The organism is Gordonia sp. (in: high G+C Gram-positive bacteria) (genome assembly GCF_047600565.1).
GTDB lineage: Bacteria > Actinomycetota > Actinomycetes > Mycobacteriales > Mycobacteriaceae > Gordonia.
In genome coordinates this window covers 1483814-1510715 of sequence record NZ_JASGKN010000001.1, presented here as the reverse complement: position 1 = coordinate 1510715, position 26902 = coordinate 1483814, and the positions used below count along the sequence as shown (strand labels likewise).

Annotated in this window: 27 protein-coding genes; 16 read left to right on the top strand and 11 right to left on the bottom strand. The window is 68.9% G+C overall.

The features are described 5' to 3' along the window. Window position 1: 1 nt before the first annotated feature. A complete protein-coding gene (locus QM774_RS07395) occupies window positions 2-1165 on the bottom strand; it encodes a polysaccharide deacetylase (RefSeq protein ID WP_414975266.1) in 1164 nt (387 codons plus the stop codon). 85 nt (window positions 1166-1250) lie between these two features. Here QM774_RS07395 and QM774_RS07390 point away from each other — a divergent pair, with 85 nt between their 5' ends. Continuing rightward, entirely contained in the window at window positions 1251-1973 is a 723-nt protein-coding gene (locus QM774_RS07390; protein ID WP_414975265.1) for a peptidyl-tRNA hydrolase, read from the top strand. On the opposite strand, the gene QM774_RS07385 is transcribed toward QM774_RS07390, so the two are convergent. Continuing rightward, window positions 1919-2989 carry an LLM class flavin-dependent oxidoreductase gene (locus QM774_RS07385; protein ID WP_414975264.1) on the bottom strand — a complete coding sequence of 357 codons (1071 nt, stop codon included), beginning with the start codon at window positions 2987-2989 and terminating at the stop codon, window positions 1919-1921. The genes QM774_RS07390 and QM774_RS07385 overlap by 55 nt on opposite strands. Window positions 2990-3088: 99 nt before the next feature. On the opposite strand from QM774_RS07385, the gene QM774_RS07380 reads away from it, so the two are divergent. From QM774_RS07380 to QM774_RS07360, 5 genes are read left to right on the top strand one after another with little or no spacing between them, the layout of a single operon-like run. Beyond that, window positions 3089-3919, top strand: a complete 831-nt coding sequence (locus tag QM774_RS07380; RefSeq protein WP_414975263.1) for an ABC transporter ATP-binding protein — start codon at window positions 3089-3091, stop codon at window positions 3917-3919. 23 nt (window positions 3920-3942) lie between these two features. Continuing rightward, the gene (locus tag QM774_RS07375) at window positions 3943-4746 is read left to right on the top strand and encodes an NUDIX hydrolase (protein WP_414975262.1); all 804 of its coding nucleotides are present in this window, start codon (window positions 3943-3945) and stop codon (window positions 4744-4746) included. A 44-nt stretch (window positions 4747-4790) separates the two neighbouring features. Next, complete coding sequence (locus QM774_RS07370; RefSeq protein WP_414975261.1) at window positions 4791-5579, top strand: enoyl-CoA hydratase/isomerase family protein; 789 nt, start codon at window positions 4791-4793, stop codon at window positions 5577-5579. A gap of 10 nt (window positions 5580-5589) precedes the next feature. Continuing rightward, entirely contained in the window at window positions 5590-6708 is a 1119-nt protein-coding gene (locus QM774_RS07365; RefSeq protein WP_414975260.1) for a class I SAM-dependent methyltransferase, read from the top strand. Window positions 6709-6730: 22 nt separating this feature from the next. Beyond that, window positions 6731-7945, top strand: a complete 1215-nt coding sequence (locus QM774_RS07360) for a THUMP-like domain-containing protein (RefSeq protein ID WP_414975259.1) — start codon at window positions 6731-6733, stop codon at window positions 7943-7945. On the opposite strand, the gene QM774_RS07355 is transcribed toward QM774_RS07360, so the two are convergent. Beyond that, window positions 7946-9265, bottom strand: a complete 1320-nt coding sequence (locus QM774_RS07355) for a PQQ-binding-like beta-propeller repeat protein (RefSeq protein ID WP_414975258.1) — start codon at window positions 9263-9265, stop codon at window positions 7946-7948. It lies immediately after the preceding gene. Between the two features lie 78 nt (window positions 9266-9343). Here QM774_RS07355 and QM774_RS07350 point away from each other — a divergent pair, with 78 nt between their 5' ends. Then, window positions 9344-10105, top strand: coding sequence for an acyltransferase (locus tag QM774_RS07350; protein WP_414975257.1), 762 nt, complete (start codon window positions 9344-9346; stop codon window positions 10103-10105). A 113-nt stretch (window positions 10106-10218) separates the two neighbouring features. Here QM774_RS07350 and QM774_RS07345 read toward each other — a convergent pair whose 3' ends face one another. The 5 genes from QM774_RS07345 to QM774_RS07325 form a co-directional block, all read right to left on the bottom strand. Continuing rightward, window positions 10219-10632: a VOC family protein gene (locus tag QM774_RS07345; protein ID WP_414975256.1), complete on the bottom strand. Its 414-nt coding sequence runs from the start codon at window positions 10630-10632 to the stop codon at window positions 10219-10221. Between the two features lie 63 nt (window positions 10633-10695). Then, entirely contained in the window at window positions 10696-11091 is a 396-nt protein-coding gene (locus QM774_RS07340; RefSeq protein ID WP_414975255.1) for a helix-turn-helix transcriptional regulator, read from the bottom strand. Between the two features lie 17 nt (window positions 11092-11108). After that, window positions 11109-12335: a glycosyltransferase family 4 protein gene (locus QM774_RS07335; protein WP_414975254.1), complete on the bottom strand. Its 1227-nt coding sequence runs from the start codon at window positions 12333-12335 to the stop codon at window positions 11109-11111. Window positions 12336-12391: 56 nt separating this feature from the next. Beyond that, window positions 12392-13912, bottom strand: coding sequence for a 1,4-alpha-glucan branching protein domain-containing protein (locus tag QM774_RS07330; RefSeq protein ID WP_414975253.1), 1521 nt, complete (start codon window positions 13910-13912; stop codon window positions 12392-12394). Continuing rightward, window positions 13909-14727 carry a class I SAM-dependent methyltransferase gene (locus QM774_RS07325; protein ID WP_414975252.1) on the bottom strand — a complete coding sequence of 273 codons (819 nt, stop codon included), beginning with the start codon at window positions 14725-14727 and terminating at the stop codon, window positions 13909-13911. Before QM774_RS07325 ends, QM774_RS07330 begins: the two co-directional genes overlap by 4 nt. A gap of 163 nt (window positions 14728-14890) precedes the next feature. Here QM774_RS07325 and QM774_RS07320 point away from each other — a divergent pair, with 163 nt between their 5' ends. The 9 genes from QM774_RS07320 (at window position 14891) to QM774_RS07280 (ending at window position 23866) form a co-directional block, all read left to right on the top strand. Beyond that, window positions 14891-15676: an electron transfer flavoprotein subunit beta/FixA family protein gene (locus QM774_RS07320; protein WP_414975251.1), complete on the top strand. Its 786-nt coding sequence runs from the start codon at window positions 14891-14893 to the stop codon at window positions 15674-15676. Window positions 15677-15722: 46 nt separating this feature from the next. Then, window positions 15723-16679, top strand: a complete 957-nt coding sequence (locus tag QM774_RS07315; protein WP_414975250.1) for an electron transfer flavoprotein subunit alpha/FixB family protein — start codon at window positions 15723-15725, stop codon at window positions 16677-16679. Window positions 16680-16799: 120 nt separating this feature from the next. Next, window positions 16800-17996, top strand: coding sequence for an AAA family ATPase (locus tag QM774_RS07310; protein ID WP_414975249.1), 1197 nt, complete (start codon window positions 16800-16802; stop codon window positions 17994-17996). Between the two features lie 23 nt (window positions 17997-18019). Then, window positions 18020-18646, top strand: coding sequence for a hypothetical protein (locus QM774_RS07305; RefSeq protein ID WP_414975248.1), 627 nt, complete (start codon window positions 18020-18022; stop codon window positions 18644-18646). Window positions 18647-18779: 133 nt separating this feature from the next. Next, on the top strand, window positions 18780-19685 hold the full coding sequence (locus QM774_RS07300) for a GNAT family N-acetyltransferase (protein ID WP_414975247.1): 906 nt from the start codon (window positions 18780-18782) through the stop codon (window positions 19683-19685). Window positions 19686-19725: 40 nt separating this feature from the next. Continuing rightward, window positions 19726-20562: a lysophospholipid acyltransferase family protein gene (locus QM774_RS07295; RefSeq protein ID WP_414975246.1), complete on the top strand. Its 837-nt coding sequence runs from the start codon at window positions 19726-19728 to the stop codon at window positions 20560-20562. 51 nt (window positions 20563-20613) lie between these two features. Further along, window positions 20614-21780, top strand: coding sequence for a cysteine desulfurase family protein (locus tag QM774_RS07290; RefSeq protein ID WP_414975245.1), 1167 nt, complete (start codon window positions 20614-20616; stop codon window positions 21778-21780). Next, window positions 21780-22883 (top strand): tRNA 2-thiouridine(34) synthase MnmA, encoded by a 1104-nt coding sequence (gene mnmA, locus QM774_RS07285; RefSeq protein WP_414975244.1) that lies wholly within the window; start codon window positions 21780-21782, stop codon window positions 22881-22883. Before QM774_RS07290 ends, mnmA begins: the two co-directional genes overlap by 1 nt. Continuing rightward, entirely contained in the window at window positions 22880-23866 is a 987-nt protein-coding gene (locus QM774_RS07280; protein WP_414975243.1) for a vitamin-B12 independent methionine synthase, read from the top strand. The genes mnmA and QM774_RS07280 overlap by 4 nt, the downstream gene beginning before the upstream one ends. A gap of 16 nt (window positions 23867-23882) precedes the next feature. On the opposite strand, the gene QM774_RS07275 is transcribed toward QM774_RS07280, so the two are convergent. Genes QM774_RS07275 through QM774_RS07265 form a run of 3 tightly spaced genes read right to left on the bottom strand, consistent with a single transcriptional unit; the run spans window position 23883 to window position 26808 of the window. Next, entirely contained in the window at window positions 23883-24677 is a 795-nt protein-coding gene (locus QM774_RS07275; RefSeq protein WP_414975242.1) for an ABC transporter ATP-binding protein, read from the bottom strand. Beyond that, on the bottom strand, window positions 24674-25741 hold the full coding sequence (locus tag QM774_RS07270) for a FecCD family ABC transporter permease (protein WP_414975241.1): 1068 nt from the start codon (window positions 25739-25741) through the stop codon (window positions 24674-24676). The genes QM774_RS07275 and QM774_RS07270 overlap by 4 nt, the downstream gene beginning before the upstream one ends. Further along, window positions 25738-26808: an iron chelate uptake ABC transporter family permease subunit gene (locus tag QM774_RS07265; protein ID WP_414975240.1), complete on the bottom strand. Its 1071-nt coding sequence runs from the start codon at window positions 26806-26808 to the stop codon at window positions 25738-25740. The genes QM774_RS07270 and QM774_RS07265 overlap by 4 nt, the downstream gene beginning before the upstream one ends. Window positions 26809-26902 lie beyond the last annotated feature (94 nt).

The following is a 26902-nucleotide window of genomic DNA, read 5'->3' as shown; positions in this document are numbered from 1 at the left end:
CTCAGTGATTGGCGTCGACCGCGACCGGCGGCAGCGCCTGCAGATCCTTGATGACCTGCGGATCCTGCAGCTCCATCCAGGCGATCACGTCCTGATAGGTGGCGCAGATGGTGTCCGGTTTGACGCACGTCTCCCGCATGAAGTCAGCGGTCGCCGGGTTGAAGGCGTTGCCGCTCCAGTCGTTGAAGTGGTTGGCGATCACCAGCGGCGCCCGGTTCCCGTTGAACGCGCGGTCGTACATGTACTCGTAGCTCTCCCGGACGATCCGGCGCATCTTGGGCGCATCCTTCGGGCGGTCCTTCGCGCCGTTGTACGTGTACCAGAAGTTGAAGTCTAGGGCCGTCTGCCGGGCCTTCAGCGGCGGCGACCACACGAACGGCACCGGGAACTCCCAGATGCCGCGCACCTTGGACGGCCAGAAGATGCCGGGGGTGGCGGCCGGGAACGACGAATCCCAGGTCATGTCGTGTTTGCGGAGCGCCGGGAACAGCTTCTGCGGCGAACCCTCCATGCAGGGCGTGCGGCCGCCCTTGACCACCTCGGGCCCGAACGCCAGATCCGGGCCGTTCCTGATCCCGGTGTTCTGCCGCCAGTTCGCCATCAAGGAGAAGAACTGGTCCAGCTCCCAGTTCCAGTCCGCCGTGGACCAGTCCTTGCCGGGATGGCTCATGCCGGCGCAGAAGTGGCCGACGTAGTGGGTGCCCATCTCGTGGCCGTCGTACCAGGTGCGGTTCAGGTATTCGATCTCCTGAATCACCTCGCGCTTGCTGCCGCCGAACGCGAGCGACGACTCACCGGGCTTGTAGCCGGGGCCCTGATACTTCTTCTTCGCCTTGTCGGTGAGGAAGTACAGGCCCGTCATCAGGGCACTGAAGCGGGCGTTCGACTCGTTGGCCGTGTTGAGGAACAGGTCGTAGTTCGGGGAGACGCCGACGCCGTCGAACGAGAACAGGATGAACTGGGGCGGCTTCTGGCCGGGCGCCAGCTTGACCATCGGGACGTTCGACTTCTTGCGGACCGGCTTGTCGTCGGCGGCGGTGCCGACCCGCACGGGCGTGCCCTCGACCTCGGTGCTGCAGGCGCTGAGGATCAGGGAGAGCAGAACGACGAGGACGACGACGGCTGTCGGCCCGCGCCTGCTGGTACGTCGGCCTCCGCGACTCATGATCTCCTCGGGTCGGCCGATCGACTCGGCCGATCGCTGCGGTCACAGTTTATCCACAGTGAGCGTGCAGGTTACGGTAGGCGCGATGGCCCTGTCGAAGAATCTGTCCCGGCTCTCCGGGTACCGTCCGGCGGCGTCGGATCCGGACGATCCGGCGCTCGTCCTCGCCATGCCCTTGGTGCTCCGGATCGAGAAGACGCAGGTCCCGGACCGGCAGTCGTTGCTGACCGCCGCGGCCCGGGCGACGGTGCTCGCGTGCCTGGATCCGCGGGCCGACACCGGCGGTGAATGGGCGTCCGCGTTCGACGTCTGGTGCGACGGCCGGATCAGGAAGATCGCGCGACGGGCCCGCGGCGCGGCCTGGCAGACTGCGCAGGAGGTGCCCGGGGTGACCGTGGACGTCGGCGGGGCGCAGGCGCGCGCCTTCGTGCCGGCACCGGTGGGCGCGGTCGACCGGCGTATCGCGAAACTGCAGATCGAAGGCACCGATGTGCCGGGCGATCTGGAGAGGCAACCGCCGGAGGGCGGCATGTGTCTGTGGGTGGCGCCGGATCTGCCGATGACCGTCGGAAAGCTCGCCGCTCAGGTCTCGCACGCCTCGATGCTCGGTGCCGGTCTGCTGACCGTGCAGGAGGTCGCCGGCTGGTACGACGCCGGCTGCCCGCTGGTGATCCGCCAGGCCGATCCGGCGCGCTGGCACGACCTGCTGGCCGCGGAGGCGGCGGGGACGGCCGTCGCGGTCCGCGACGCGGGCTACACCGAGGTGGCCCCGGGATCGTGCACGGTGATCGCCGCCGTCTGCCGGTGATCGGAGGTCTCCGCCATGGCCTGGTCGGCGGCGGGGGCGAGTGCGCGGACCGTGCCGAGCCACACCTCGCGGTCGGTGGCCATCGGCGCGATCATCACCTCGTCCGCGTCGGCGTGCGCCGCGAACGCGGTGAGCCTGTCGGCCACCTGCCCGGGTGTGCCGACCGCTGCGTACCGCAGCATCTCGTCCACCTGACGGCCCCCGGGCCCCTCCAGCAGAACGTCACATTCGGCTTCGGTCAGATTGCGGCCGCGCCCGAACAGATGACGGATGCGCTGGCGGCGGGTGATCTGCAGTTGCTGTTCGGCGCGTTCGGCGTCGTCGTCGGCGATGGCGCCGGCCGCGGCGATCACGTACGGCTCGTCGGCGCCGCCGGGACGCGGAGTGAACTGCTCGCGGTAGGCGGCGACGGCACGCTCGAGAGCGGCCGGCGCGAAGTGAGACGCGAACGCGTACGGCAGTCCGAGGGCCGCCGCCAGCTGCGCCCCGAACAGTGACGAACCGAGGATGTACAGCGGCACGTTCGTGCCGGCGCCGGGAGTGGCCGTCACCCCGTTCTCGGTGCTGCGGCCCTGCAGGTACGCCTGCAGCTCCATCACATCGGTGGGGAAGGCGTCCGCGGTCGCCGGGGTGCGGCGCAGGGCGGCGAAGGTGGCCGGGTCGCCGCCCGGCGCGCGACCCAGACCGAGGTCGATCCGGCCCGGATGCAGTTCGGCGAGGGTGCCGAACTGTTCGGCGATCGCCAGCGGGGAGTGGTTCGGCAGCATGACGCCGCCGGCACCGAGACGGATCTTCTCGGTGCGTGCCGCCATGTGCGCGATCAGGACGGCCGGTGCCGCCGACGCGATCACCGGCATGTTGTGGTGTTCGGCGTACCAGAGCCGCCGGTAGCCGGTGGTGTCGGCGAATCTCGCGAGATCTTCGGAATGCCGCAGCGCCGCACCGACCGATTCTCCCGGACCCACCTGCGCCAGGTCGAGAAGCGAGAACGGGACGGCGTCGGTACGGGATTCCATATGAGGATTCAAGGCGTGATCGGCGCGCGATATTCCCTGCCGCCGGACACCCGGCGGGGCCTGTCGGTGAACCCGCAGATCATGCGGCACCATGGGGGAGTGACTGTTGCGCAGACCGATCCCGACCTCCTCGTCGACTTCCACGATGTGAGCCTCGAGCGCGGCGGCAACCTGCTCGTCGGCCCGGTCAGCTGGCAGGTGGAACTCGACGAACGCTGGGTGATCATCGGCCCGAACGGGGCCGGTAAGACGTCGCTGCTCCGGATGGCCGCCGCCATGGAACATCCGACGTCGGGCACCGCATTCGTGGTGTCCGAACAGCTCGGCCGCACCGACGTGCGCGAACTGACCACCCGGATCGGCATGGTCAGTTCGGCGCTCGCCGCCCGGATCCCGGCGGACGAACTGGTCAGCGACCTCGTCATCTCGGCCGGCTACTCCGTTCTCGGCCGCTGGCGCGAGGCCTACGACGACCAGGACCGCCGCCGGGCCGCGGACGTCCTGGAATCGATGGGCGCCGAGCACCTGGCCGATCGCGCGTTCGGCACCCTGTCCGAAGGCGAGCGCAAGCGGGTGCTGATCGCGCGTGGACTGATGACCGATCCAGAGCTGCTGCTGCTGGATGAGCCGGCCGCCGGTCTCGATCTGGGCGGGCGCGAGGAACTCGTCGAACGTCTCGGTGCCCTCGCCGCCGACCCCGACTCCCCGGCACTGGTCCTCATCACCCACCACGTCGAGGAGATCCCGCCGGGCTTCACGAACCTGATGCTGCTTTCCGAAGGAAAAGTCGTCGCCGCCGGACCCCTGGAGGAGACACTGACGTCAGAGAATCTGACGGCCACCTTCCGCCAGAACATCACGTTGACCCAGGACGGCGACCGCTACTTCGCGCGACGTGCGCGCCGCGCCGGCGGTCACCGCCGGGCCTAGCCCACGACCGCCAGGAGGAACCCATGCCCGAGACGACGGCACCGCTCAAGGATGCGTCGACGGTGGTTCTCCTGCGGGACGGCGAAGACGGTTTGGAGGTCTTCCTGCAGCACCGGGTCAAACAGATGGCGTTCGCCGGTGGCATGACCGTGTTTCCGGGCGGCGGCGTCGACGTCCGCGACAGCGACGTCGACGTCAGCTGGGTGGGCCCCGAACCAGGCTGGTGGGCCGAGCGCCTGTCCACCGACGAGAACCTCGCCCGGGCCCTGGTGGCCGCCGCGGTGCGCGAAACCTTCGAGGAATGCGGAGTCCTGCTCGCCGGCACCGCCGACGCCGTCGTACCGGATCCGTCCGAGTACGCCGACGACCGTCGCCGTCTGGAATCCCACGAGCTGTCGTTCGCGGAGTTCCTCGACGCGAACGGACTGGCCCTGCGGGCCGACCTGCTGGCGCCGATGGCGAACTGGATCACCCCCAAGCCCGAGCCGCGCCGCTACGACACCCGCTTCTTCCTCGCCGCGGTGCCCGACGGCCAGACCGCCGACGGTGCGACGAGCGAAGCGGAGGCGACCGAATGGCGTCGCCCCGCCGACGCGCTCGCCGACTGGGATTCCGGCCGACGTTTCCTGCTGCCGCCGACCTGGACGCAGCTGCGTGACCTGGCCGGACACTCCAGCGTCGACGAGGCGCTCGCCGCACCCCGCACGGTGACCCAGATCGAACCGGACCTGGCCGCGGGCTCGGGAATCCTCGGGATCGGTTTCGACCACGCCGACGAGTACCTGGCCGCGCTGCGTGACGGTCGCCTGGAAGCTCACCGCGACTGAGGGGGACGAGCGCGGACGGTAACCCGACCCGGTAGCCTGCCCGTATGGCTGAGTTCGTGACTCTCGAAACGTCCAAGGACCACCCCGGAGTGGGGACGATCCTGATCAACCGTCCACCGATGAACGCCCTGAATCGCCAGATTCAGGAAGAGCTGACCGCGGCCGCCGACGAGGCGTCGACCCGGGACGACATCAAGGCCGTCGTCGTCTACGGCGGCCCGAAGGTGTTCGCCGCCGGCGCCGACATCAAGGAGATGGAGGCGATGAGCTTCGCCGACATGTCCAAGGTGGCCCGGCGTCTGCAGGGCGGTCTCGGTGCGATCGCCTCCATCCCGAAGCCGACCGTGGCCGCGATCACCGGCTACGCCCTCGGCGGCGGCCTCGAGGTCGCGCTCGGCGCCGACCGCCGCATCGCCGGCGACAACGCCAAGCTCGGCACCCCCGAGGTGCTGCTGGGCGTCATCCCCGGCGGTGGCGGTACGCAGCGGCTCGCCCGCCTGGTGGGTCCGGCCCGCGCCAAGGACATCGTGTTCACCGGCCGGTTCGTGGGCGCCGACGAGGCGCTGCAGATCGGGCTGGTGGACGAGGTCGTCGCGCCCGACGAGGTCTACAACGCCGCACTGGCCTGGGCGGGCAAGTTCGCCGGCGCCGCCTCGGTCGCGCTGGCCGCCGCCAAGGCCGCCATCGACGAGGGTCTCGACACCGACCTGGAGACCGGCCTGAAGATCGAGGCGCACCTGTTCGCCTCACTGTTCGCCACCGACGACCGTGCCATCGGCATGAAGTCGTTCATCGAGAACGGGCCCGGCAAAGCCGAGTTCACCGGAAAGTAGGACGACGACGATGAGTGCGATCGACAAGGACCGCAAGCCCGAGCCCTCCAAGCCGCTGCCCAAGAAGGCGCCGGTGAAGAAGGCCGCCGCCAAGAAGGCTCCCGCGAAGAAGGCTCCGGCCAAGAAGGCTCCCACCAAGAAGACCGCTCCCGCGACGACGCCGGCGTCCGCGGTGGTCGATCCGGCGCCGAATCCGCACGCCACCGCCGAACAGGTGGAGGCGGCCTACAACGACACCAAGCTCGCCCAGGTGCTCTACCACGACTGGGAGGCCGAGACCTACGACGAGAAGTGGTCGATCTCCTTCGATCAGCGCATCGTCGACTTCGCCAAGGAGCGGTTCGACAAGATCGTGCCCGACGCGCAGCTGCCCTACGAGCGGGCGATGGAGCTGGGCTGCGGCACCGGCTTCTTCCTGCTCAATCTGATGCAGGCCGGTGTCGCGAAGAAGGGGTCGGTCACCGACCTGTCGCCGGGAATGGTGAAGGTCGCGCTCCGCAACGCCGAGAACCTGGGCCTGGACGTGGACGGCCGTGTCGCCGACGCCGAGAAGATCCCGTACGACGACGACACCTTCGATCTGGTGGTCGGCCACGCCGTCCTGCACCACATCCCGGATGTCGAGAAGTCGCTCCGCGAGGTGCTGCGCGTACTCAAGCCGGGCGGCCGCTTCGTGTTCGCCGGCGAGCCGTCGACGATCGGCGACTACTACGCGCGCCGGGTCAGCCGCGCCACCTGGTGGGCCACCACCAACCTCACCAAGTTCGGTCCGCTCAAGCAGTGGCGCCGCCCGCAGGAGGAGCTGGACGAGTCGTCGCGCGCCGCCGCGCTGGAGGCCGTGGTCGACATTCATACGTTCTCGCCCGCCGACCTGGAGAAGCTGGCCACCGCGGCCGGCGCCGTCGACGTCGAGACCGCCAGTGAAGAGCTGGCCGCCGCCCTGCTGGGCTGGCCGGTCCGCACGTTCGAGGCGGCCGTGCCGAAGGAGAAGCTGGGCTGGGGCTGGGCCGGATTCGCCTACGGCGGCTACAAGCGCATGACGTGGCTGGACGAGAACGTCCTGAAGCGGTTCGTGCCGTCGCAGTTCTTCTACAACGTCCTCATCACCGGAACCAAGCCGGAGAAGTGATCCGGCCGGTGCGCTCGCCGCTGTGATCACCGTCGACGACGTCGCGTTCCTCCGTTCCCGCTACGGCGAGAAGGCGCTCGTCGCCGCGGAGGCGATGGCGTTGACGCCGGACAGTCTGGTCGCCGACCTCACGGAGCTGAAGTCGCGGTACGCGCCGCACGACGCCCTGCTGGTCGAGGTGACCAAGGCCCGTCGTCGTGCGGCCGGCAAACTGCCGCATGCCGGGCTTCTGCTCGCCGACGACGCGTCGGTGCAGCAGGCCACCGCCGGCCCGGTTGCGGCTTTGCGGGCCGCCGACATCGCCGGCCGATGGCGCGGCGCCCTCGTGCACGACGTCACGTGCTCGATCGGATCGGAGCTGACGGCGCTGGCCGCCGACCCGGGGATCGGCGGGGTGATCGGATCGGATCTCGATCCGGTGCGGCTGGCGATGGCCCAGCACAATCTCGACGTCACCGCGGCCTCCGGAAGCGTCCGCCCCACGCTGCTGCGCGCCGATGCGCACACTCCGACGTCGACCGCCGACGTGGTGATCGCCGATCCCGGCCGCCGCAACGCGTCGGGACGTGTCTTCGGCATCGACGACCTCGATCCGCCGTTGCTGGAACTCCTGTCCGTCTACGCCGGACGGCCGCTAGTGGTGAAGTGCTCACCGGGGCTGGACTACCGGAACCTGCGCACCCGATTCGGTTTCAACGGCCAGGTCCAGGTGGTCTCGCTGGACGGGGGAGTGCGGGAGCTGTGTCTGTGGACGGAGACGTCCGGCGGCCCGGAGAACCGCGCCAGCGTGCTGCGGACCGGACCCGACGGCAGGATCGGTCTGTTCGAGGTGACCTCCGACGACCCCGATGATCTGGCGTCTCCCGGGATCGGCGAGTGGATCGTCGACCCGGACGGCGCCGTGGTGCGGGCCGGTCTGGTGCGCCAGTACGCGCACCGGCACGGACTGCGCCAGCTCGACCCGAAGATCGCCTATCTGACCGGCGACGCCGTGCCGGCCGGGGAACGCGGCTTCCGGGTGCTGGAGGAACTGCCGGTGCACGAGAAGGCCCTGCGGTCGGCGCTGAACAAGCGTGACTGCGGTCGTCTCGAGATCCTGGTGCGCGGCCTCGACGTCGACCCCGATCGTCTCCGCAAGCGGCTCAAGCTCAAGGGCGACACGGCCTACACGCTGGTGATGACCCGTGTGGGCCGTGCCGGGGTCGCGTACCTGTGCGAGCCCGGCGTGCGTGCGTGATCAGTTGAAGTAGAACACTTCACCGAGATTGGTGGCCACCGCGACCGCGCCGGCGGCGGAGACGGCCACTCCGGTCGCGAATCCCGTGGCACCCGGAAGTTCCAGGGTGCGTTTGGTCTCCCCGTCCTTGGTGCCCACCTCGATCAGCTCCAGATGCTGGTCGTTGCCGGTGCGCATCACGGTCCAGGCGCTGTCGGCGCCGGTGATGGCGGCCAGGCTGACCGTCTGCACGTCGTCGCGCTTGACGACCTGCTCGGCCTTGGTGCCGGCGTCTTTCAGGATCGTCAGCGGCGCACCGATCGAGCCGGTCGGAATGAGCGTGCCGTCCGGTGAGACCGCCAGGGTCGCGAAGCCGAAACCGCCCAGATCGTAGGACCAGCGCTGCGTGCCGTCGCCGGCGTTCAACGCGTACAGCTTGCCGTCCCGGCCGAACGTGTACACGGTCTTGCCGTCGGCCGAGAGGGTCGGCGGACCCACCACGCCTCCGCCGACCGACGCCGTCCAGGCATTGGTGATCTGCGGCTGGCCGTCGTGGTCGCCGATGCTCATCGCGCGCACCTGCGACTGCTTGGCTCCCTCGGGAGTGAAGTTCAGGTAGATCCGCTGGGCCGCCTCGTCGACGGCCGGCGGTGCGGGCACCGCGCACTGCGGACCGCCGGTGATGCAGTCACCCAGGCCGAACAGCGGCTGGGCCGGGTCGGCGTTCGGCCGCAGACGCACCTCGGGGGCGACGAAGTCACTGGTCTGCGCGTTCAGCAGCAGCAGCTGGCCCTGCGTGGTGGTCACCAGCACACGGCCCGGTCCGGTGAAGCGGGCCGACAGCGGCACGCCGATCACCGGCATGCGCCAGCGGATGGAGCCGCCACCGTTGTACGACAGGAACATCGTCTGCTCGCCGATGAACGGCTGGTTGTATTCGTCCATCAGTGCGGCGTTGAACTGCACGCCCTGCGCCATCCGCTTGCAGATCTGCTTGCGGCCGTCGCGGTTGTCGAAGACGAAGACGTTGCAGCCGTTCTGCGTCTGCGCGGTGATCGACACGTCGCCGTTGTTGTTGAGGGCGATCGGTGCGGTGATCGGTCCGCCGGTGGGGCGGCTCCACTGCAGCTTCACGCCATCCCGCACGGTGGTCGGCGTGTAGTTGCTGGCGGCCGCGTTTCCGCCGTACATGGGCCAGCCGGCCGCCGCATACGAGCGCACCTCGCTGTGCCCGTCCGAGCACGCCGACAGCACCAGGGCCGCCACGGTCGCCAGCAGTACCGAGAGCTGCAGCCCACGACGACGCCGCTGCGGCGTGTGGCCGGTGACTGCACGGTGCATGCTGATTCGCCCTTCGGTGGGTGGAGGTGGTCCGGCCAAGACTCTATCGTGCCGCCGGTTCGATTAGGGTTCATGCTCATGACGACCATGTGGAACGCGTCGTACCGCTCGCGTTGGCGGGCGGGTCTGCGCCGCCGCGACCCCGAGCAGGCACGGTTCCTCACCCTGGACTCGGTGCGCTGGATCAAGCGCAACAAGGCGTGGACGCCCTGGTATCTGGTGCGCTACTACCGGCTGGCCCGGTTCCGGCTGGCCAACCCGCACATCGTGCTGCGCGGCATGGTGTTCCTCGGCAAGCACGTCGAGATCCATGCGACGCCGGAGCTGGCGCGCATGGAGATCGGCCGTTGGGTGCACATCGGTGACGGCAACTCGATCCGCTGCCACGAAGGCAGTCTGCGGATCGGCGACAAGACCGTGTTCGGCTGCAACAACGTGGTCAACGCCTACCTCGACATCGAGATCGGCGGGTCCACGCTGATCGCCGACTGGTGCTACATCTGCGACTTCGACCACGTGACCGACCACATCGAGATCCCGATCAAGGATCAGGGCATCGTGAAGGGCCCGGTGCGCATCGGTCCGGACACCTGGGTGGCCACCAAGGTGACGATTCTTCGCAACACGATCATCGGCCGCGGCTGTGTGCTGGGTGCGCACGCGGTCGCCCGCGGCACCATCGAGGACTACGGCATCGCCGTCGGGTCGCCGGCCCGCGTGGTCAAGAACCGTAAGGATGCGTGGGAGGGCGGCGCCGAGCAGCGCGCCGAACTCGAACGCGCGCTCGCCGACATCGAACGCAAGAAGAAGGCTGCCGAGGGGAAGTCGCGACCGTCGTAGCGTTCGTCTGAAGTCTTCGTATAGGGAGCCACGAGGGCATATCCACCTCGTGGCTCCCTATACGCAGGTTTCGGACGAGGCTTCGACAGGCTCAACGAGCGGGGTGGTCCGGCTTACCGCCGGGCCTGGTTGACCCGGATCATGGTGCCCGCCGGGTCGCGGAAGGCGCAGTCGCGGGTTCCCCACGGCTGATCCATGGGTTCCTGCAGGACCTCGGCACCGGCGGCTGAGGCCTGCTCGAACAGGGCGTCCAGGTCGTCGGTGAAGAAGACGTACGGTCCGGGACCGGATCCTTTGGCCACGAGTGCGTGCAGTGCGGCGGCGTCGTCCGGGGAGCGGCCGGCACCCGGGTCGGAGACGACCAGGGCCGGGGCGTTCGGGTCGCTGGAGCCGAGCGTGACCCAGCGGTGCCCGTCCGAGGAGACGTCATTGCTGACGGTGAGGCCGAGTGCGTCCCGATAGAACGTGATCGCGGCGTCCACGTCGTCGACGGTGATGGGGCAGAAGGTGAGGGAGATCGAAGTCATGGAGGTAATGCTAGGAACCGCGCGCCGCCGAGGCTTCTCGAATCCTGCTCGATCAGCCCCGGGTCAGTCGAAGGGTGTCGGCCGGGTGAGGATCTTCGCCACGCAGGGCGGCATCGCCTCGACCGCGTCGTGTGGCCGGCTGCGGTAGGCGCTGGGAGTCTCACCGGTGATCCGGGGGAAACTGCTGCTGAAGGAGCCGAGCGAGGTGGCGCCGACTGCGGTGCACGCATCCGTCACGCTCCATCCCTCGCGCAGGAGCGCCATCGACCGCTCCACGCGACGGGTCATGAGGTAGGCGTACGGGGTCTCACCGTAGGCGGCACGGAACTCCCGAGAGAAGTGCGACGGCGACATGTACGCCTTCGCCGCGAGCGTCGGCACGTCGAGCGGCTCGGCATAGGCGCGGTCCATCAGGTCCCGGGCCCGGCGCAGATGCGCGAGTGTCTGCGGGTCCTGCATACGGTTCTCCGGCGGGGTCACTTGGTCGGGTCGCGGTCCGGAAGCGGACGCAGAGGGATCTCGGGTCGCGCGAGCGGCCCGCGAGGACGGCGCCGGGCCGTCGCGTACACGTCGGCGGTGCGTTTCGCGATCACCGGCCAGGTGAACTCCTCGGTGAGCACGGCACGGGCGCGGCGCGCGCGCTGTGCCGCCGCCTCCGGGTCGTCCAGGGTGGCGCGTACCGCGGCTGCCAGACCGTCGACGTCGGCCGGGGCGAAGGTCAGACCGGTCTCGCCGTCGATCACCGCCTCACCCAGCCCGCCGGCCGTCGACGTGACGAGCGGGATACCGGTGGCCGCGGCCTCCAGGGCGACGATCCCGAACGGCTCGTACCGGCTGGGCAACACGATCGCCGCGCACCGATGCATCAGATCCACCAGTCCGGCGTGGTCCTGGCGGCCCGCGAACGTGACGGCCCCGGTCACCCGATGCTTGCGCGCCAGTTCGCGCAGCCACTCCTCCTGGGTGCCCTCACCGGCCACCGTCAGCGTGGTGCCCGGATGGCTGCGCCGGATCCGGGGGAGCGCGGCCAGGAGATCCTGCACGCCCTTCTCGTACTCCAGGCGGCCCGCGAACAACAGCTCGGCCGGGCCGTTCGACGGCGGTCGCGGCGCGAAACTCCACGCCGTCAGATCGATGCCGTTGTGGATCACCGCGACCGGTGCGGCCGGGGCGAAGAGCTCGGTCACCTCGTCGCGCATCGACGACGAACAGGTGATCAGAGCGTCGGCGGTATTGGCCAGCCACCACTCCACCGAATGCACCTGCCGGTTCACATGCCCGGCCACCCAGCCGCTGTGACGTCCGGCCTCGGTGGCGTGCAGGGTCGCGACCAGCGGCACCGAGAAGAAGTCGGCGAGCGCGACCGACGGATGCGCGACCAGCCAATCGTGCGCGTGCACCACATCCGGTTCCCAGTCACGCAGATGCGCCAGTCCGGCGCGGATGAAACCGTGCCCCATGGCGAGCGTCCAGGCCATCATGTCGACACCGAAGTCGAACTCGGGCGGATCCTCGGCGACGGCCACCACCCGCACCCCGTTCACCACGGTGTCGGTGGTCGGATGCGTCGACGCGTCGGTGCCGGACGGGCGCCGGGTCAGGACCGTGACGTCGGTGCCCTGCGCGGCCAGTGCCTCGGCGAGATAGTGCACGTGCCGGCCCAGACCGCCCACGACGACCGGCGGGTACTCCCACGACACCATCAAAACGCGGGTGGGACTCGCTTCGACAGGCTCAACGAGCGGGCCCGGCCGGCCGGTCATGACCGTTCCTCCAGCCGTCGGGCATCCAACTGGCCGAAGACGTCGTCGGCGCGGCGCCAGCCGGCTGCCAGGCGGGCGGCCTGCTCGTCGCGACCGGCGTCGGAGGCGGCACAGATCTCGCGGGTCGCGTGCGCATGCTTGTACGCGCGGTCCTGCGCGTACCCGGCCGCAGTGTCTTTGGAGACCATGAACGGCCAGTCGGACTGCACGGTCATCAGGGTCTCCCGCAGAATCTGATCGGCGGTCAGATCCCTGGCCGCGGCACCGTCGAGCCGCTTGTCGAGCGAATGCAGCGCGGTCTCGGTGACCTCGCTGTTCAACTGCACCAGGTGCTGCACCTGCGGACCCTCCCACACGCGCCAGTCCTTACCCGAACCCCACGACGAATCCGGCAGATCCACCGGCTCGCCGACGAAGCCGTCGCGTCGCGCGGTCGCCAGCGTGCCCACCTCGATTCCCGCCTCGGGCAGCCGCCGCAGCAGCCGCTCCAGCCAGATCGGGCCCTCATGCCACCAGTGGCCGTACAGCTCGGTGTCGAAGGCCGCCACCACCAGTGCCGGCCGGCCGATCCTGTCGGACTCGGCGATCAGCCGCTCCCGCACGCACGCGACGAAGTCGTCGACGTGCCGGTCGATCACCGGATCCACGCGATCGGGGTCGTACGGCTTCTTCTCTTCGCTCGGCACCGTCTTGCCGGTCACCCGGTACGGCTTGAAGCCGGTCTGATGGTCGTAGGTGTGGAAGTCGCGGTAGGAGGCGTGACCGGGATAGCCGGACTTCGGCGACCACACCCGGTAGCTGACCGTCAGGTCCCGGCCGAAGGCCACCACATCGGTGCCGCCGACCGGCCGGCCCAGCGCGGTGTCCCCGTGCAGTGTCGGCCCGTCGACCATGAAGTGCCGGACACCGGCGTCGGCGTACTCGGCCTCCATACCCGGCGTGTAGGCGCACTCCGGCGCCCAGATCCCGGTCGGCTGCGCGCCCCAGCGCAGTGTCGCGTCGTTCAGGCCCTCGCTCAGCGACAGCCGGCGCAGCCGCGGCTCCAGCAGTGGCTGAAACGGGTGGGCGAGCGGCCCGCCCAGCAACTCGATGACCCCGGTGCCGAGCAGCGAGCGGATCTGCGGACTGCCGCCGTGGCGCCAGTGGGTCTCGAAGTCGGCGAGCGCCGCCGCCGAATTCCGGTATTCGCGATGCCCGCTCTCCCGGCGATCCGGATCGTCGTCCAGGGCGGCCTCCACGGCGCGCAGCTGCCGGTCGGCCAGCCACTCGTACATGCCGGCGGTCGCCGTCGGGTCGTCGAGCTGAGCGGCCAGAACCGGGGTGATGCCCAGACTGAGCTGATCCGTGAAGCCGTCGTCGGCGAGACGGCGCAGCACACCGAACACGGGCTGATAGCAGTCCGCCCACGACTGGTACAGCCATTCCTCGCCCACCGGCCAGCGTCCGTGGTTGATCAGCCACGGCAGATGCGAATGCAGGACCAGCGTGAACCGGCCCGGAACCTTCTCGGCGCTCACGCGCCGCCTGTCGACGGACCCTCGGGGCGGCAGGTGGCCAGCGCCAGCAGATCCAGGCTCTCGTCGATGTCCCGGTCGCGGGCGTCGATGATCTCGAAGTCGGCGGCGGTGATGCCGGCGACGTCGTCGACCAGTTCGGTCGGCCACTCCTCGCCGGCCAGCGCCCGCTGGATCTGGGCGTCGATCAGCGACCCGCCCCACTTGGCGTCCAGCGCGGCCAGGCGCGGACCGTGGAACACCCCGAGCATGGCCGTCACCTGGAAACCGCCGTCGGTCAGCAGCTCGGTCAGTTCGGCGGCACTCAGCTCACGGGTGTGAAACGGGTTGAGCGGCACGTCCAGGCCGGGGGAGAAGGTGATCCGGTTAGGGGTGCTCATCGCGAGCTCGCCACCCGGCACCAGCACGCGCCGGCACTCGGCGACGAACGCCGGCTGATCCCACAGGTGCTCGATCACCTGGAAGTTGACCACCTCGTCGATGCTGTCGTCGGGCAGCGGCAGGTCGATCAGATTGCCCTGGTGGATCGTCACCTGCGGATAGCGGGCGCGGGTGTGTTCGACGGCCTGCTCGTCGTAGTCGACGCAGACCACGCTCGCCGCCTGATCGGCGATCATCGCGGCGCCGTAGCCTTCGCCCGATCCGGCCTCCAGGACGCGGAGGTCGTCGCAGCGCTGTGCGATGAACTGGTAGGCGACCTCGTGGCGACGGAACCAGTAGTTCTCGGCGGGGATGCCCGGCACCGTCCGCTCACCCGTCAGGGCGAGCTGAACGTCGAGTTCGGAGGGCTTCTCACCCTCGCTCGCGGTGTGGCTCATGAGGTCGAGCGTAGTGCGGTCCGGGCGGTCCGGAAGCCTCCGGGGTGATCTCTGTCTCGGGTGCTGTTCTCGCACCGGGGTGGAACGGCTAGAGTAAGCGGTGACCCATGGCCTTACCGGCCGGTAAGTTGCCGAACCCGATGCAGGAGGTCGACAAAGACCCATGACGAACGTTGTTGTTCTGATCAAGCACGTGCCGGATTACACGTCCGACTGGAAGCTCTCCGACAGCGATTACACGCTGGACCGGGCTGCCGTCGACGGCATCATCGACGAGATCAACGAGCGCGCCGTCGAGGAGGCGCTCCAGATCACCGAGAAGAACGGCGGCGAGGTGACCATCCTGTCGGCCGGTCCGGCCCCGGCCACCGACGCCATCCGCAAGGCCCTGTCGATGGGCGCCGACAAGGCGATCCACATCCAGGACGATGCGATCCACGGCAGTGACGCCATCCAGACCGCCTACCTGCTGGCCACCGCGCTGGGCACCATCGAGGGCGTCGAGCTGGTCATCGCCGGCAACGAGGCCTCGGACGGCCGCGTCGGCGCCGTGCCGGCCATGATCGCCGAGTACCTGGAGCTTCCGCACCTGACCTCGCTGCGCAGCCTCGAGGTCGACGGCGACACCCTCAAGGGTGAGCGTGAGGGCGACGAGGGCATCTACTCGCTGGAGGCCTCGCTGCCCGCGATCGTCTCGGTCAACGAGAAGATCAACGAGCCGCGCTTCCCGTCCTTCAAGGGCATCATGGCCGCCAAGAAGAAGACCCCCGAGGTCCTCACCATCGCCGATCTGGGCATCGAGGACGGCGTCGTGGGCGTCGCGAACTCGGCCTCGAAGGTCACCGCTGTGACCCCGAAGCCGCCGCGTGCAGCCGGTGAGAAGATCGTCGACGAGGGCGACGGCGGCGTGAAGGTCGCCGAGTACCTGGCCGGCCAGAAGATCATCTGACCCACCCCATCACTCGCGACAAGCAAAGACATTCAGGAGAAACAACATGGCTGAAGTACTCGTGCTCGTTGAGCAGGACGCCGAGGGTGGGCTGAAGAAGGTCACCAACGAACTGATCACCGCCGCCCGCACCCTGGGCACCCCCTCCGCCGTCGTCGTCACCGGCGCCGGCAAGGCCGACGGCGTGCTGGACGACCTCAAGGCCGCCGGCGCCGAGAAGATCTACGTCGCCGCGTCCGACGACGCCGCGAACTACCTCGTGACCCCGAAGGTCGACGTCCTGTCGGCTCTGGCCGAGCAGACCGGCGCCGCCGCCGTGCTGGTCCCCGCCAACATCGAGGGCAAGGAAGTCGCCGGCCGTCTGGCCGTGCGTCTGGGCTCGGGCCTGCTGAACGACGTCATCGAGGTCGGCGAGGGCGGCGCGGCCGTGCAGTCGATCCGTGGTGGCGCTTTCACCGTCAACTCGCAGGCCGGCGGCGACACCCCGGTCATCTCGGTCCGTCCGGGTGCCGTCGAGGCCGCCCCGCAGGCCGGTGCCGGTGAGCGCGTGGACGTCGAGGTCCCGGCTGCCGCCGAGAACGCCGTCAAGATCACCAAGGTCGAGCCGAACGTCGGCGGCGACCGTCCGGAGCTGACCGAGGCGTCGATCGTCGTCTCGGGTGGCCGCGGTGTGGGTTCGGCCGAGAAGTTCTCGGTCGTCGAGGATCTCGCCGACTCGCTCGGTGCCGCTGTCGGCGCCTCGCGTGCCGCCGTCGACTCGGGCTACTACCCGGGCCAGTTCCAGGTCGGTCAGACCGGTAAGACCGTGTCGCCGCAGCTGTACATCGCGCTGGGCATCTCCGGCGCCATCCAGCACCGCGCCGGCATGCAGACCTCGAAGACCATCGTGGCCGTCAACAAGGACGAAGAGGCCCCGATCTTCGAGATCACCGACTTCGGTGTGGTCGGCGACCTGTTCGACGTCGCCCCGCAGCTGACCGAGGAGATCAAGAAGCGCAAGTGACGCGCTGACCGATCGACTTCCAGTCGAGAACGACGCCCCGCCCCGGGTTTCCGTGGCGGGGCGTCGTCGGGTTAGTGCCGGCTGACCCTGCGTCATTCCGATTGGCGATAGTCTGTAGCTATGCCGCACAGAATCAGTCGGATTGCTGCCCGCAATTACAAGTCACTTGAGAAAGTTGACGTTGAAATCAGCCCGTTGACCGTGCTGGTTGGACCGAATGGATCCGGCAAGACCAATCTCCTGTCGGTGCTGCGCTTCGCGCGGGATGTGGCGCGGTTCGGTATTGAGGACGCTGTCCATACCCGGGGTGGTTTCGATCGAATTCGTCGCCAAGACGGCAAGCCAGGACGAGTGTCTTTGACACTCCAGGGACTGGTGACGTCCCATGCCTCCGAGGGTGCCCCAGACGTTTATGAGATCGCGCTGGGCACGTCAGCGGCGAATGTGACCCGCAAGGAGACCTTCACTTACAAGCGGGTTCCCGGCAAGGGTCGCCGGATGAAGCTCGAAGCGAATTCGGCGATTGCGCGCATCACTGAAGAAGAAGTGAATGCGGAGCCCGTCGAGCGCCGTCTCGCCTCGAAGACGACCACCATGCTTGGGACCTTCGCGCAGCTCGATGACAGTGCCGTAGGTAAAGGTCCGCGTGAGTTTCTGGACTTCCTTTCCGATATTCGGTACCTGGATCCCAGTGTTAGTGAGGCCCGTCGGCCAGTCCGTATCCAAAGAGGCTCGATTGACGACAGCGCTTCAAATCTCTCGTCGGCCTTGTACGAGCTCTCGAGAACGGACTCAGACTCCTTTGCGGCCCTGACGCGGGACTTGCGCGATTGTCTTCCCGGGCTAGAGAAGATCGAGTTCCGGCACGGCGGCGGGCCTGCGGAGACAATCGTCGTATCGCTTGTTGAGAGGGGGCTGGTTCAGTCAATCGATCTCGCCGACGCTTCATTCGGCACGGTTCGGCTTCTTGCACTGTTGACAGCGCTTCATGACCCAAAACCTCCGGCTCTTACAGTGGTCGAGGAGGTCGACCATGGACTTCATCCGTATGCGCTCGACGTTCTGGTCTCTCGTATGCGAGAGGCGAGTCAGCGCACTCAGCTTCTCGTAGCGTCTCACTCGCCGACGCTCGTCAACCGGCTCGTTCCGACGGAAATCGTCATCTGCGATCGAGACGCCGGCACCGGTGAGTCGATGATCCCCGCGAGGTCAGCAGACGAGATTGCCGCAGCTGTTGACAGCTCGGGCTACGAGCCGGGTGAACTTTGGTTTTCGGGAGTGTTGGGTGGGGTCCCCTTGGGTGGAGGTGTCGGTTGAGTAGCCGTTCCAAGCAGAAGAAGGTGGCGAAGCGCGTCGAGGTACTGGTGTTCGGGGAGAGTCCAAATGATTCACGAGCTATCCGTGCGCTTGTCCAGCTCCACCTCCCCAATGCCGTAGGTGGTGTCACGGTACGTCCGGTCAAAGATCCTCCCTCGCTCACCAGAACCGCATTGCCTAAGGCGCGCGAAAAGTGGGTGGACAGGGTTAAGAGAGCAGTAGCTGCTGCCAGTGGATCAGGCACATCAGTGCGGGCGGTGCTGATCCACCAAGACTCGGATGGGATGGACGCCGGTCCGCAGAACGAGGACAGGATTGCTGCAGACTTTGCGGGTTTGCTCGGGTCGATCGACGGGATTCCGGTCGTACCGGTGGTCGCGACGGAGTCTTGGTGGTTCCTGTTCCCAGACGCCGTCGAGCATCTCAAATCTGTATGGAAGGGATCTGTCCCTAGGCAACCAAGGGATGTCGAGAAGATCACCGATCCTAAGAAGGAACTCAAGCGGATCACCCGCCAGGCGAACGGCCAACATGAGTACAAGGAGTCGGACTCGGTGGCGATCGCGGAGAATGTGAGAGATCTGAAGCTGGCTCCGATAGGTTCATCTGGCTCCTATGAGAGATTCGTTCGTCGGGTGCGGCAGATCTAGTTTTCGATCGTTGCTGGCGAGGAGACCATTGATGGCTTGTCGGTGAACGCTGCTCCGACACGTTCACCGACCCGGACTCGGACATTCACCGCGAAGTGGCCGACGGGTCGCCGCCGCGCGATTGACTGCGGGCATGACACTTCGTCCGCGCGTCGTCGCAGGCTCCGCCACGCATGCTCAGTGCACCGCAGCAGAACCGATCCTCAGCCCGCTCTCCGCCAACGCCGCACGCAAGGTTCTTCTTGCCGGCGGCGACTACGAGGTGGTGCTCACCGAGCACCCCGACGACATCCACGCCGCCCAACGCCTCCGCTTCGAGGTCTTCCGCAGCGAACCCGGCTACTCGGACGCGATCGGCGACGACGTGACCGGCCTGGACGCCGATGATTTCGACAGCTTCTGTGAACACCTGCTGGTCCTGCACCGTCCGACCGGCCGCGTCGTCGGCTGCGCCCGGGTGCTTCCGCCGGCCCGTGCCATCGCCGCCGGCGGCTGGTACTGCGACACCGAGTTCGACCTCACCGAACTCGACCCGATCAGCGCCGAGACCGTCGAGATGGGCCGCGCCGTGGTGGACCCGGAACACCGCAGCGGCGCAGTCACCGGCATGCTGTGGACGTCGGTCCTCGGCTACCTGGAGGACAGCGGCTACCGCTACCTGATGGGCTGCGTGTCGGTGCCGCTGGAAGGCGCCCACGGCCGCGGCGCCGATCTTCGCGGAATCCGCGACATCCTGCGCGACCGCCACCAGGCGCCGTGGCAGGTGTATCCGCACCACAAGGTGATCGTCGACGGCGCCGACGGCGAGCCGCTGCGCCTGGACGACATCGATCCGCCCGCCAAGCCGCTCCTGCCGCCGCTCATGCGCGGCTATCTGCGACTGGGTGCGCAGGTGTGCGGTGAGCCGGCCTTCGACCCGGTCTTCGACGTCGGCGACTTCCTGACCGTCATCGACCGGCAGCGCGGCGACGAGCGCTACCTGGCCCGCATGAAGCGGGCCCTGGAGGCGGCGGCCGCTTCGAACGGCGAGAACCGCTGACGTGACGCCGCCCGGAGCACCCGCGCCGAACAATCCGTGGATGCCCGTCAGTTCCTGCGGCGCCCACTGCATTCCGGCCGAGTCCGACAGTGTCGGCGCGCTCCGCGTCGCACTCCGGTACGCCGGCCTGGTGACCATGCTGCTGACGGTGGTGCCCCTCGGCGCCCTGACGGTGCTGGGCGGCCGCCGGATCCGGATCGGTTACTGGCGCGGAGCGGCCCGCTGGGGCTTGAAGATGATGGGCGTCCGGTTCGAGGTCGTCGACCATCGGCCCGACCATGCACGACGCGTCCGGGGCGCCCTGATCGTCGCCAACCACATCTCGTTCCTCGACATCCTGGCGATCGCGGCGGTCAGTCCCGCACGATTCGTCGCGAAGCGCGAGATCGTCGCGGGCGCCGGGCGTGTTCTCAAGGCGTTCGGTGTGCTGCCGCACCATCGCGGTGCGCTGCGTGAACTGCGCCCCCTGCTGGATCAGGTCACCGGGATCGTCGACCGGGGCCGTCCGGTCGCGGTGTTCCCGGAGGGCACCACCTGGTGCGGCTACGGGTACGGCCGGTTCCGGCCGGCCTTCTTCCAGACCGCCCTGGACGCCGGCGTCCCCGTGCTGCCCATGCGGGTCAGCTACCACCGCGGGGGACGCACCCTCACCTCCCCGGGCTTCATCGGCGGTGACGAGATCGGCGACACCCTCCACCGGGTGGTGCGGGCCCGCGGCGTCTGCCTCACGCTGACCGTTCACGCCCCGGAACTGCCGGTCGGCAGCCGCGGCGAGCTTGCGGCCCGCTGCCAGCGTCTGGTGTTCGCCAAGCCGGTTGCGGTCCCGGCCCCGGCCCCGCGTGCCCGCGTCGAGGTCCAGGGTCTTCGTAGCGCCTGAATCCGCGCATTGGGGGTGGGGAGGTCTGCGCGGCTATCCTGGACGGCGACCATGGTCTACCTCGACAACGCCGCCTCCACCGCGATCTCCCCGGAAGCCGTCGCGGCGATGACGCGCGCCTGGGAGCAGCCCGGAAACCCGATGTCGCTGCACGGCGCCGGCCGTCACGCGCGACGGATCCTCGAGGAGTCGCGCGAGGCGATCGCCCGGGCCCTGGGGGCACGTCCGTCCGAAGTGGTGTTCACCTCCGGCGGCACCGAGTCCGACAATCTCGCGCTCAAGGGCATCTACCGGGCGCGCCGCGCGCAGGACGATCGGCGCCGCCGCATCGTGATCTCGGCCGTCGAACATCACGCCGTCCTCGATCCCGCCCAGTATCTCGTCGACAACGAGGCCGCCGAACTCGTCGTCCTGCCGGTCGACGAGCGGGGCCGAGTCGATCCCGCTGACGTCCGAGCCGAACTCGCCGGGCACGCCGGACAGGTGGCGCTGATCTCGGTGATGTGGGCCAACAACGAGGTCGGCACGCTGCAGCCGATCAGTGAGATCGCGGCCCTCGGACGGGAGTTCGACGTCCCGGTGCACTCCAATGCGATCGCCGCCGTCGGGCACGTGCCGGTCGACTTCACCGCCAGCGGTCTGTCGGCGATGAGCGTGGCCGCGCACAAGTTCGGTGGCCCGCAGGGCGCCGGTGTTCTGGTGATCGGCCGCGACGTCGCCTGCCGTCCGCTGCTGAACGGCGGCGGCCACGAGCGTGACCTGCGGTCGGGTACCCAGGACGTGGTCGGGGCGGCCGGGATGGCCGCCGCCCTGGAGACCGCCGTCGACAGGTTCGACGAGAACACCGCCGCCGTGGCCGCGCTCCGCGACCGGCTGGTCGGAGCACTGCAGTCCCGTGACGGCGTGACCGTGAACTCGCGGGACGACGGACTGCCCGGCATCGTGCACGTCAGTTTCGACGGCTGCGAAGGCGATTCCCTGCTCATGCTGCTCGACGCCAAAGGCATCGAGGCCTCCACCGGCTCGGCGTGCACGTCCGGGGTCGCCTCGGCCAGCCACGTGCTGCTCGCCATGGGTATGGACCGCGCGTCCGCCCGCGGCTCCCTGCGCTTCTCCCTCTCGCACCACAACACCGCCGAGGAGATCGACTATGTCGTCTCCGTCCTCGACGAGGTCTGCGAGCGGGCTCGTGCCGCCGGCTTGACGGGGGTCTTCTGATGCCATCGCTCCGTGAGCCCCGTCGACGGGTGCTGGTCGCCATGAGCGGCGGCGTCGACTCGTCGGTGGCGGCGGCCCGTGCCGTCGAGGCCGGCCACGACGTGGTGGGCGTTCACCTGGCGTTGTCGACGGCGCCCGGCGCTCTGCGCACCGGGTCGCGAGGCTGCTGTTCGCGGGAGGACGCCGACGACGCCCGCCGCGTCGCCGACATGCTCGGCATCCCGTTCTACGTCTGGGATTTCGCCGACCGGTTCAAGGACGACGTGATCGACGAGTTCGTCGCGTCGTACGCCGCCGGCGAGACGCCGAATCCGTGTCTGTCGTGCAACGAGAAGATCAAGTTCGCTGCGCTCGCCGAACGCGCTCTGGCACTCGGCTTCGATGCGCTCGCGACCGGCCACTACGCACGGTTGCAGGACGGTGAACTGCGGCGCGCCGTCGACGAGGACAAGGACCAGTCGTATGTGCTGGCCGTCCTCGACCACGAGCAGCTGTCCCGCGCCATGTTCCCGATCGGCGACACCCCGAAGCCGCAGATCCGCGAGGAGGCCGAGCGCCGCGGGCTGCTGGTCGCGAACAAGCCGGATTCGCACGACATCTGCTTCATCCCCAGCGGCGACACCCGCGCCTTCCTCGGTGCCCGCATCGGTGTGCGCCCGGGCGCCGTGGTCGATGCCGGTACCGGTGAGCGGCTCGGCCAGCACGACGGCGTGCACGGTTTCACCATCGGCCAGCGCAAGGGTCTGGGCCTGGAGGCGCCGGCCGCCGACGGCAATCCCCGCTACGTGACCGCGATCGATCCCGAGTCGGGCACCGTGACGGTCGGCACCGCCGCCGACCTGGAAGTGCACACCATCGAGACCTCCACGGCGATCTGGACGTCCGGGGTCACCCCGGACGGGCCGATCGAATGCGTCGTACAGGTGCGCGCCCACGGCGGTCTCGCCCCGTGCGTCGCGACGCCGGCCGGCGACGGGATCCGCATCGAGCTGCGTGAGCCGTTGCGTGGGGTGGCCCGGGGCCAGGCCGCGGTGCTCTACCGTCCGGATGCACAGAACGGCGATCTGGTCCTCGGTTCGGGCCGGATCGCCTCCGCCTCGTGACCCTTCCGGCCGGCGTGGGCACCGGCGTCGGGTCGCTGCCGGGCACCGATCCGGCCGAGGCCGCCGCGATCGTCGCCGGGGAACTGGGGCTTCCGCACCTGCCCGAGCTGCCGGACCGCGGCCTCGGCGCCGACCCGATCGGCCGTACGGCGGCACTGCTGGTGGACGTCCCGGTCGACCACGTCCACCGCGCCTACCGGCTGGCGACGTCCCCGACGACGGTCGGCCGCCGGGCCCGGGACTTTCTGCGCTGGGACCTCGACGCCCTCGAAGAGCATTGGGAGCGGCACGATCTGCGCGGCCGGGTTCCGGCGATCAAGGTGCAGGCATGCGGGCCGTTCACGTTCGCGGCGAACGCCGAGCTCCGCGGCGGCCACAAGATCATCCGGGATCGCGGCGCGGTCCGCGACATCGCCGACTCGCTGGCCGCCGGCCTCATCGAGCATGTGGCCGACATCGAGCGGCGTCTCGGCGCACCGGCCGTGGTGCAACTGGACGAGACGGCGATCGGTGCTGTCCTCGACGGCACCGTCACGCCGCTGACACGACTGGATCCGATCGCCCCGATCGCCGCCCCCGACCTGGCGCAGACCCTCGAGTCGATCGCCGGGCAGATCGGCCGCCCGATGATCCTGCGTGCCGAGCGGCGCTGGGACCTGCTGAGCCGTCTCGACTCGTACGCCGTCGCCGTCGATCTCACGACCGTGACCACCGCCGACTACGACCCGCTCGGGCAGCACCTGGACGCCGGTCGCGCACTCATCGCGGGCGTCGTACCGACAGCCGACCCCGGCGTCGACCCCGATCGGCTGGCCGACGACCTGTCCGGGCGCCTCGCCGGGCTCATCGACCGCATCGGGCTGCCCCGATCGGTGCAGGCCGGTCTGCTCCTCGTCGCGCCGGTCGACGGTCTCGCTGGTGCGGCACCCCGATGGGCGCGCACCGCCCTGGCGGTCGCGTCGAGGGTCGCCGGCGCGTTCTGACCGGCCCCGAAAACGGTCAGTCGTGGCGCCGCAGCAGCGGGATCACCAGCGGCGTATGCGACTCCGGGTCGTCGATGATCCGGCACGGCAGATCGAAGACCGTCTCGATCAGGTCGGCGTCGACCACCTCGGTCGGCCGGCCGGCGGTGACGATCTCGCCGTCCTTCATCACCACCAGATGGTCGGCGTACCGGAACGCCTGATTCAGATCGTGCAGGACGGCCACCAGGGTGCGGCCGTCCTTCCGGTTGAGTTCGGTGCACAGTTCCAGAACGTCGATCTGGTGGGCCACGTCCAGGTAGGTGGTCGGTTCGTCGAGCAGGATCAGCGGTGTCTGCTGCGCCAGCACCATCGCGATCCAGACGCGCTGACGCTGACCGCCGGACAGTTCGTCGACCAACCGGTCCGACAGGTGACTGATGTTGGTGCGGGCCATCGCCTCGGTGACCGCGGCCTCGTCGTCCGACGACCACTGCTGCAGCAGCTTCTGATGCGGAAAGCGGCCGCGCGCCACGAGATCGGCCACCCGGATGCCGTCCGGCGCCGTCGACGACTGGGGGAGCAGGCCCAGACGGCGCGCCACCTGCTTCGCCGGCTGACGGTGGATGTCCTCGCCGTCGAGCAGGACGGCGCCCTCACTCACCGGCAGCAGACGGCTGAGCGCCCGCAGCAACGTCGACTTGCCGCACGCGTTCGGGCCGATGATCACCGTGAACTCGCCGTCGGGCACCTCCAGGTTCAGGTGCTCACTGATGGTGCGGCCGTCGTAGCCGACGGTGATGTCGTGGGCGACGAGATTCGAGTCGGTCACTGCTTCCTGCTCTCTCTCGCGATCAGGTACATGAGGTAGACGCCGCCGATGGACACCGTGACGACGCCCACCGGAAGTTTGGTGGGGGCGAACAGGCGCTCGGCGAGCACATCGGAGAACACCAGCATGAGGGCACCCATCGCGGCCGCCGGGATCAGGGCCACACCCGGGGAACCGGTGAGGCGTCGAGCCAGCTGCGGTGCGGCGAGAGCCACGAACGAGATCGGGCCGGCGGCCGCGGTCGCCACCGCGGTGAGCGCCACACCCAGCACCAGCAACGCGAGACGGGTCGGCTCGGTCCGGATGCCGAGCGCCCTGGCTGCGTCGTCGCCCATCTCCAGCATGCCCATCCGCCGCGACAGGGGCAGGAGCAGCACCAGGATGACGGCGATCGCGACGGCCGCGGCCCGGGTCTGCCCCCACTGCGTCCCGTTCAGGGTGCCGGCACCCCACGCCGCCGCGTACATGGCGTCGTCGAGATCGGCGACCAACACGAGATAAGTGTTCAGAGAGCTCAGCATGGCGCTCACCGCGATACCGACGATGATCAGCCGGAAGCCCTGCACCCCGCGCTTGTAGGCGAGAAGGTAGACGGCCAGCGCGGTCAGGATTCCTCCGGCCAGTGCGGCATACGACTTCTGGGTGTCGCTGCTGTGCATCACCAGGGTCAGAAGCAGGACGCCGGTGTAGGCGCCGGTGTTGAAGCCGATCACGTCCGGGCTGCCCAGCGGGTTCTTCGTCAGGGACTGGATGATCGCGCCGCTGATGCCCAACGCGATGCCGAGCAGTACCGCAAGGGTGATGCGCGGCATGCGCATGTTCATGACGACGGTGCGGTCCAGGGGATCGCCGCCTCCGACGATCGCCTTCCAGATCTGCTCCAGCGTCATGTGGTAGTCGCCGAGCATCAGGGACACGACGGCGACCACCACGGTCAGCACGGCCAGGATCGTGACGACGGAGACCACCCGGAGATCGATGCGCCCGGACACGCCGCCGATCGAGAACGTCGTGATGGGGCGGCCGAAGTCGATGCGGGCGGGCCGGGAATCGGTGGTCGTCACAGTCCACTCGCCTTACGCTGGCGGACCAGGAGGATCAGGATCGGCGCACCGATGAACGCGGTCACGATGCCGACCTGCAACTCGCCGGACGGCAGCACCACCCGGCCGATCACATCGGCCACCAGCACCAGGATCGGGGCGCCGACGAACGTGTAGGCGAGGATCCAGCGCTGATCGGGACCGACGATCCAGCGCGCCACATGCGGCACCATCAGGCCGACGAAACCGATCGGGCCGGCCGCCGCGGTCGCCGCACCGCACAGCAGGGTGATCGCGACGATGCCCACGATCCGGGTGCGCGTCAGCTCGGCGCCCAGCGAGCGCGCCAGGTCGTCGCCGAGAGCGAGCGCGTTGAGGGGGCGGGCGACGATCGCGGTCAGCACGACACCGGCCGCGATGAACGGGGCCACCGCCCCGGAGATCTGCAGACCGCGCCCGGCGATGGAGCCGGCATTCCAGTTGCGCATCTGGTCGAACGTGGCCGGGTGAAGCAGCAGCAGTCCGATCGTCACACCGGTCAGGACGGCGGCGACCGCCACACCGGCCAGAGTGATCCTGATCGGGTCGACGCCGCCGCGGCCGCCCGAACCGATCAGATACACGATGACCGTGGTGAGGACGGCTCCGAAGAACGCGAACCAGATGTAGCCCCACACCTGGGTCACGCCGAGCGTCCCGACCGCGAGGGCGACGAAGAACGCGGCACCGGCGTTGACGCCGAGGATTCCGGGATCGGCGAGCGGATTACGGGTCAGCGCCTGAATGAGAGCACCCGCCAGTCCGAGAGCGATCCCGACCAGGACACCGAGCAGGGTGCGCGCGATACGGCCGTCGCGGACCGCGATGTCCGACATCGAACCGTCGTAGTGGAACACCGCGTGCATCACGTCCGACCAGGGGATGTCGGTCGGTCCGATCGCCAGACTCAGCAGCACGGCCGCCAGCAGGACGGCCACCATCGCCAGCCACCCGACGGTGCGCACCAGATTCGAGTGCGCGAGACCGCTCGGCAGGTCGGAGGGCGCGTCCGAGTCGGTGGCGTCGCTGCGCGACGCGTGCGTCGTCATCGTTCCGCTCGTCACTTCCCACTTGACCGTTATCGGCCTGATTAGGTTAGCCTAATCGGCGATGGCCGCTCGAGTGCGGTCCACCGAACCACTC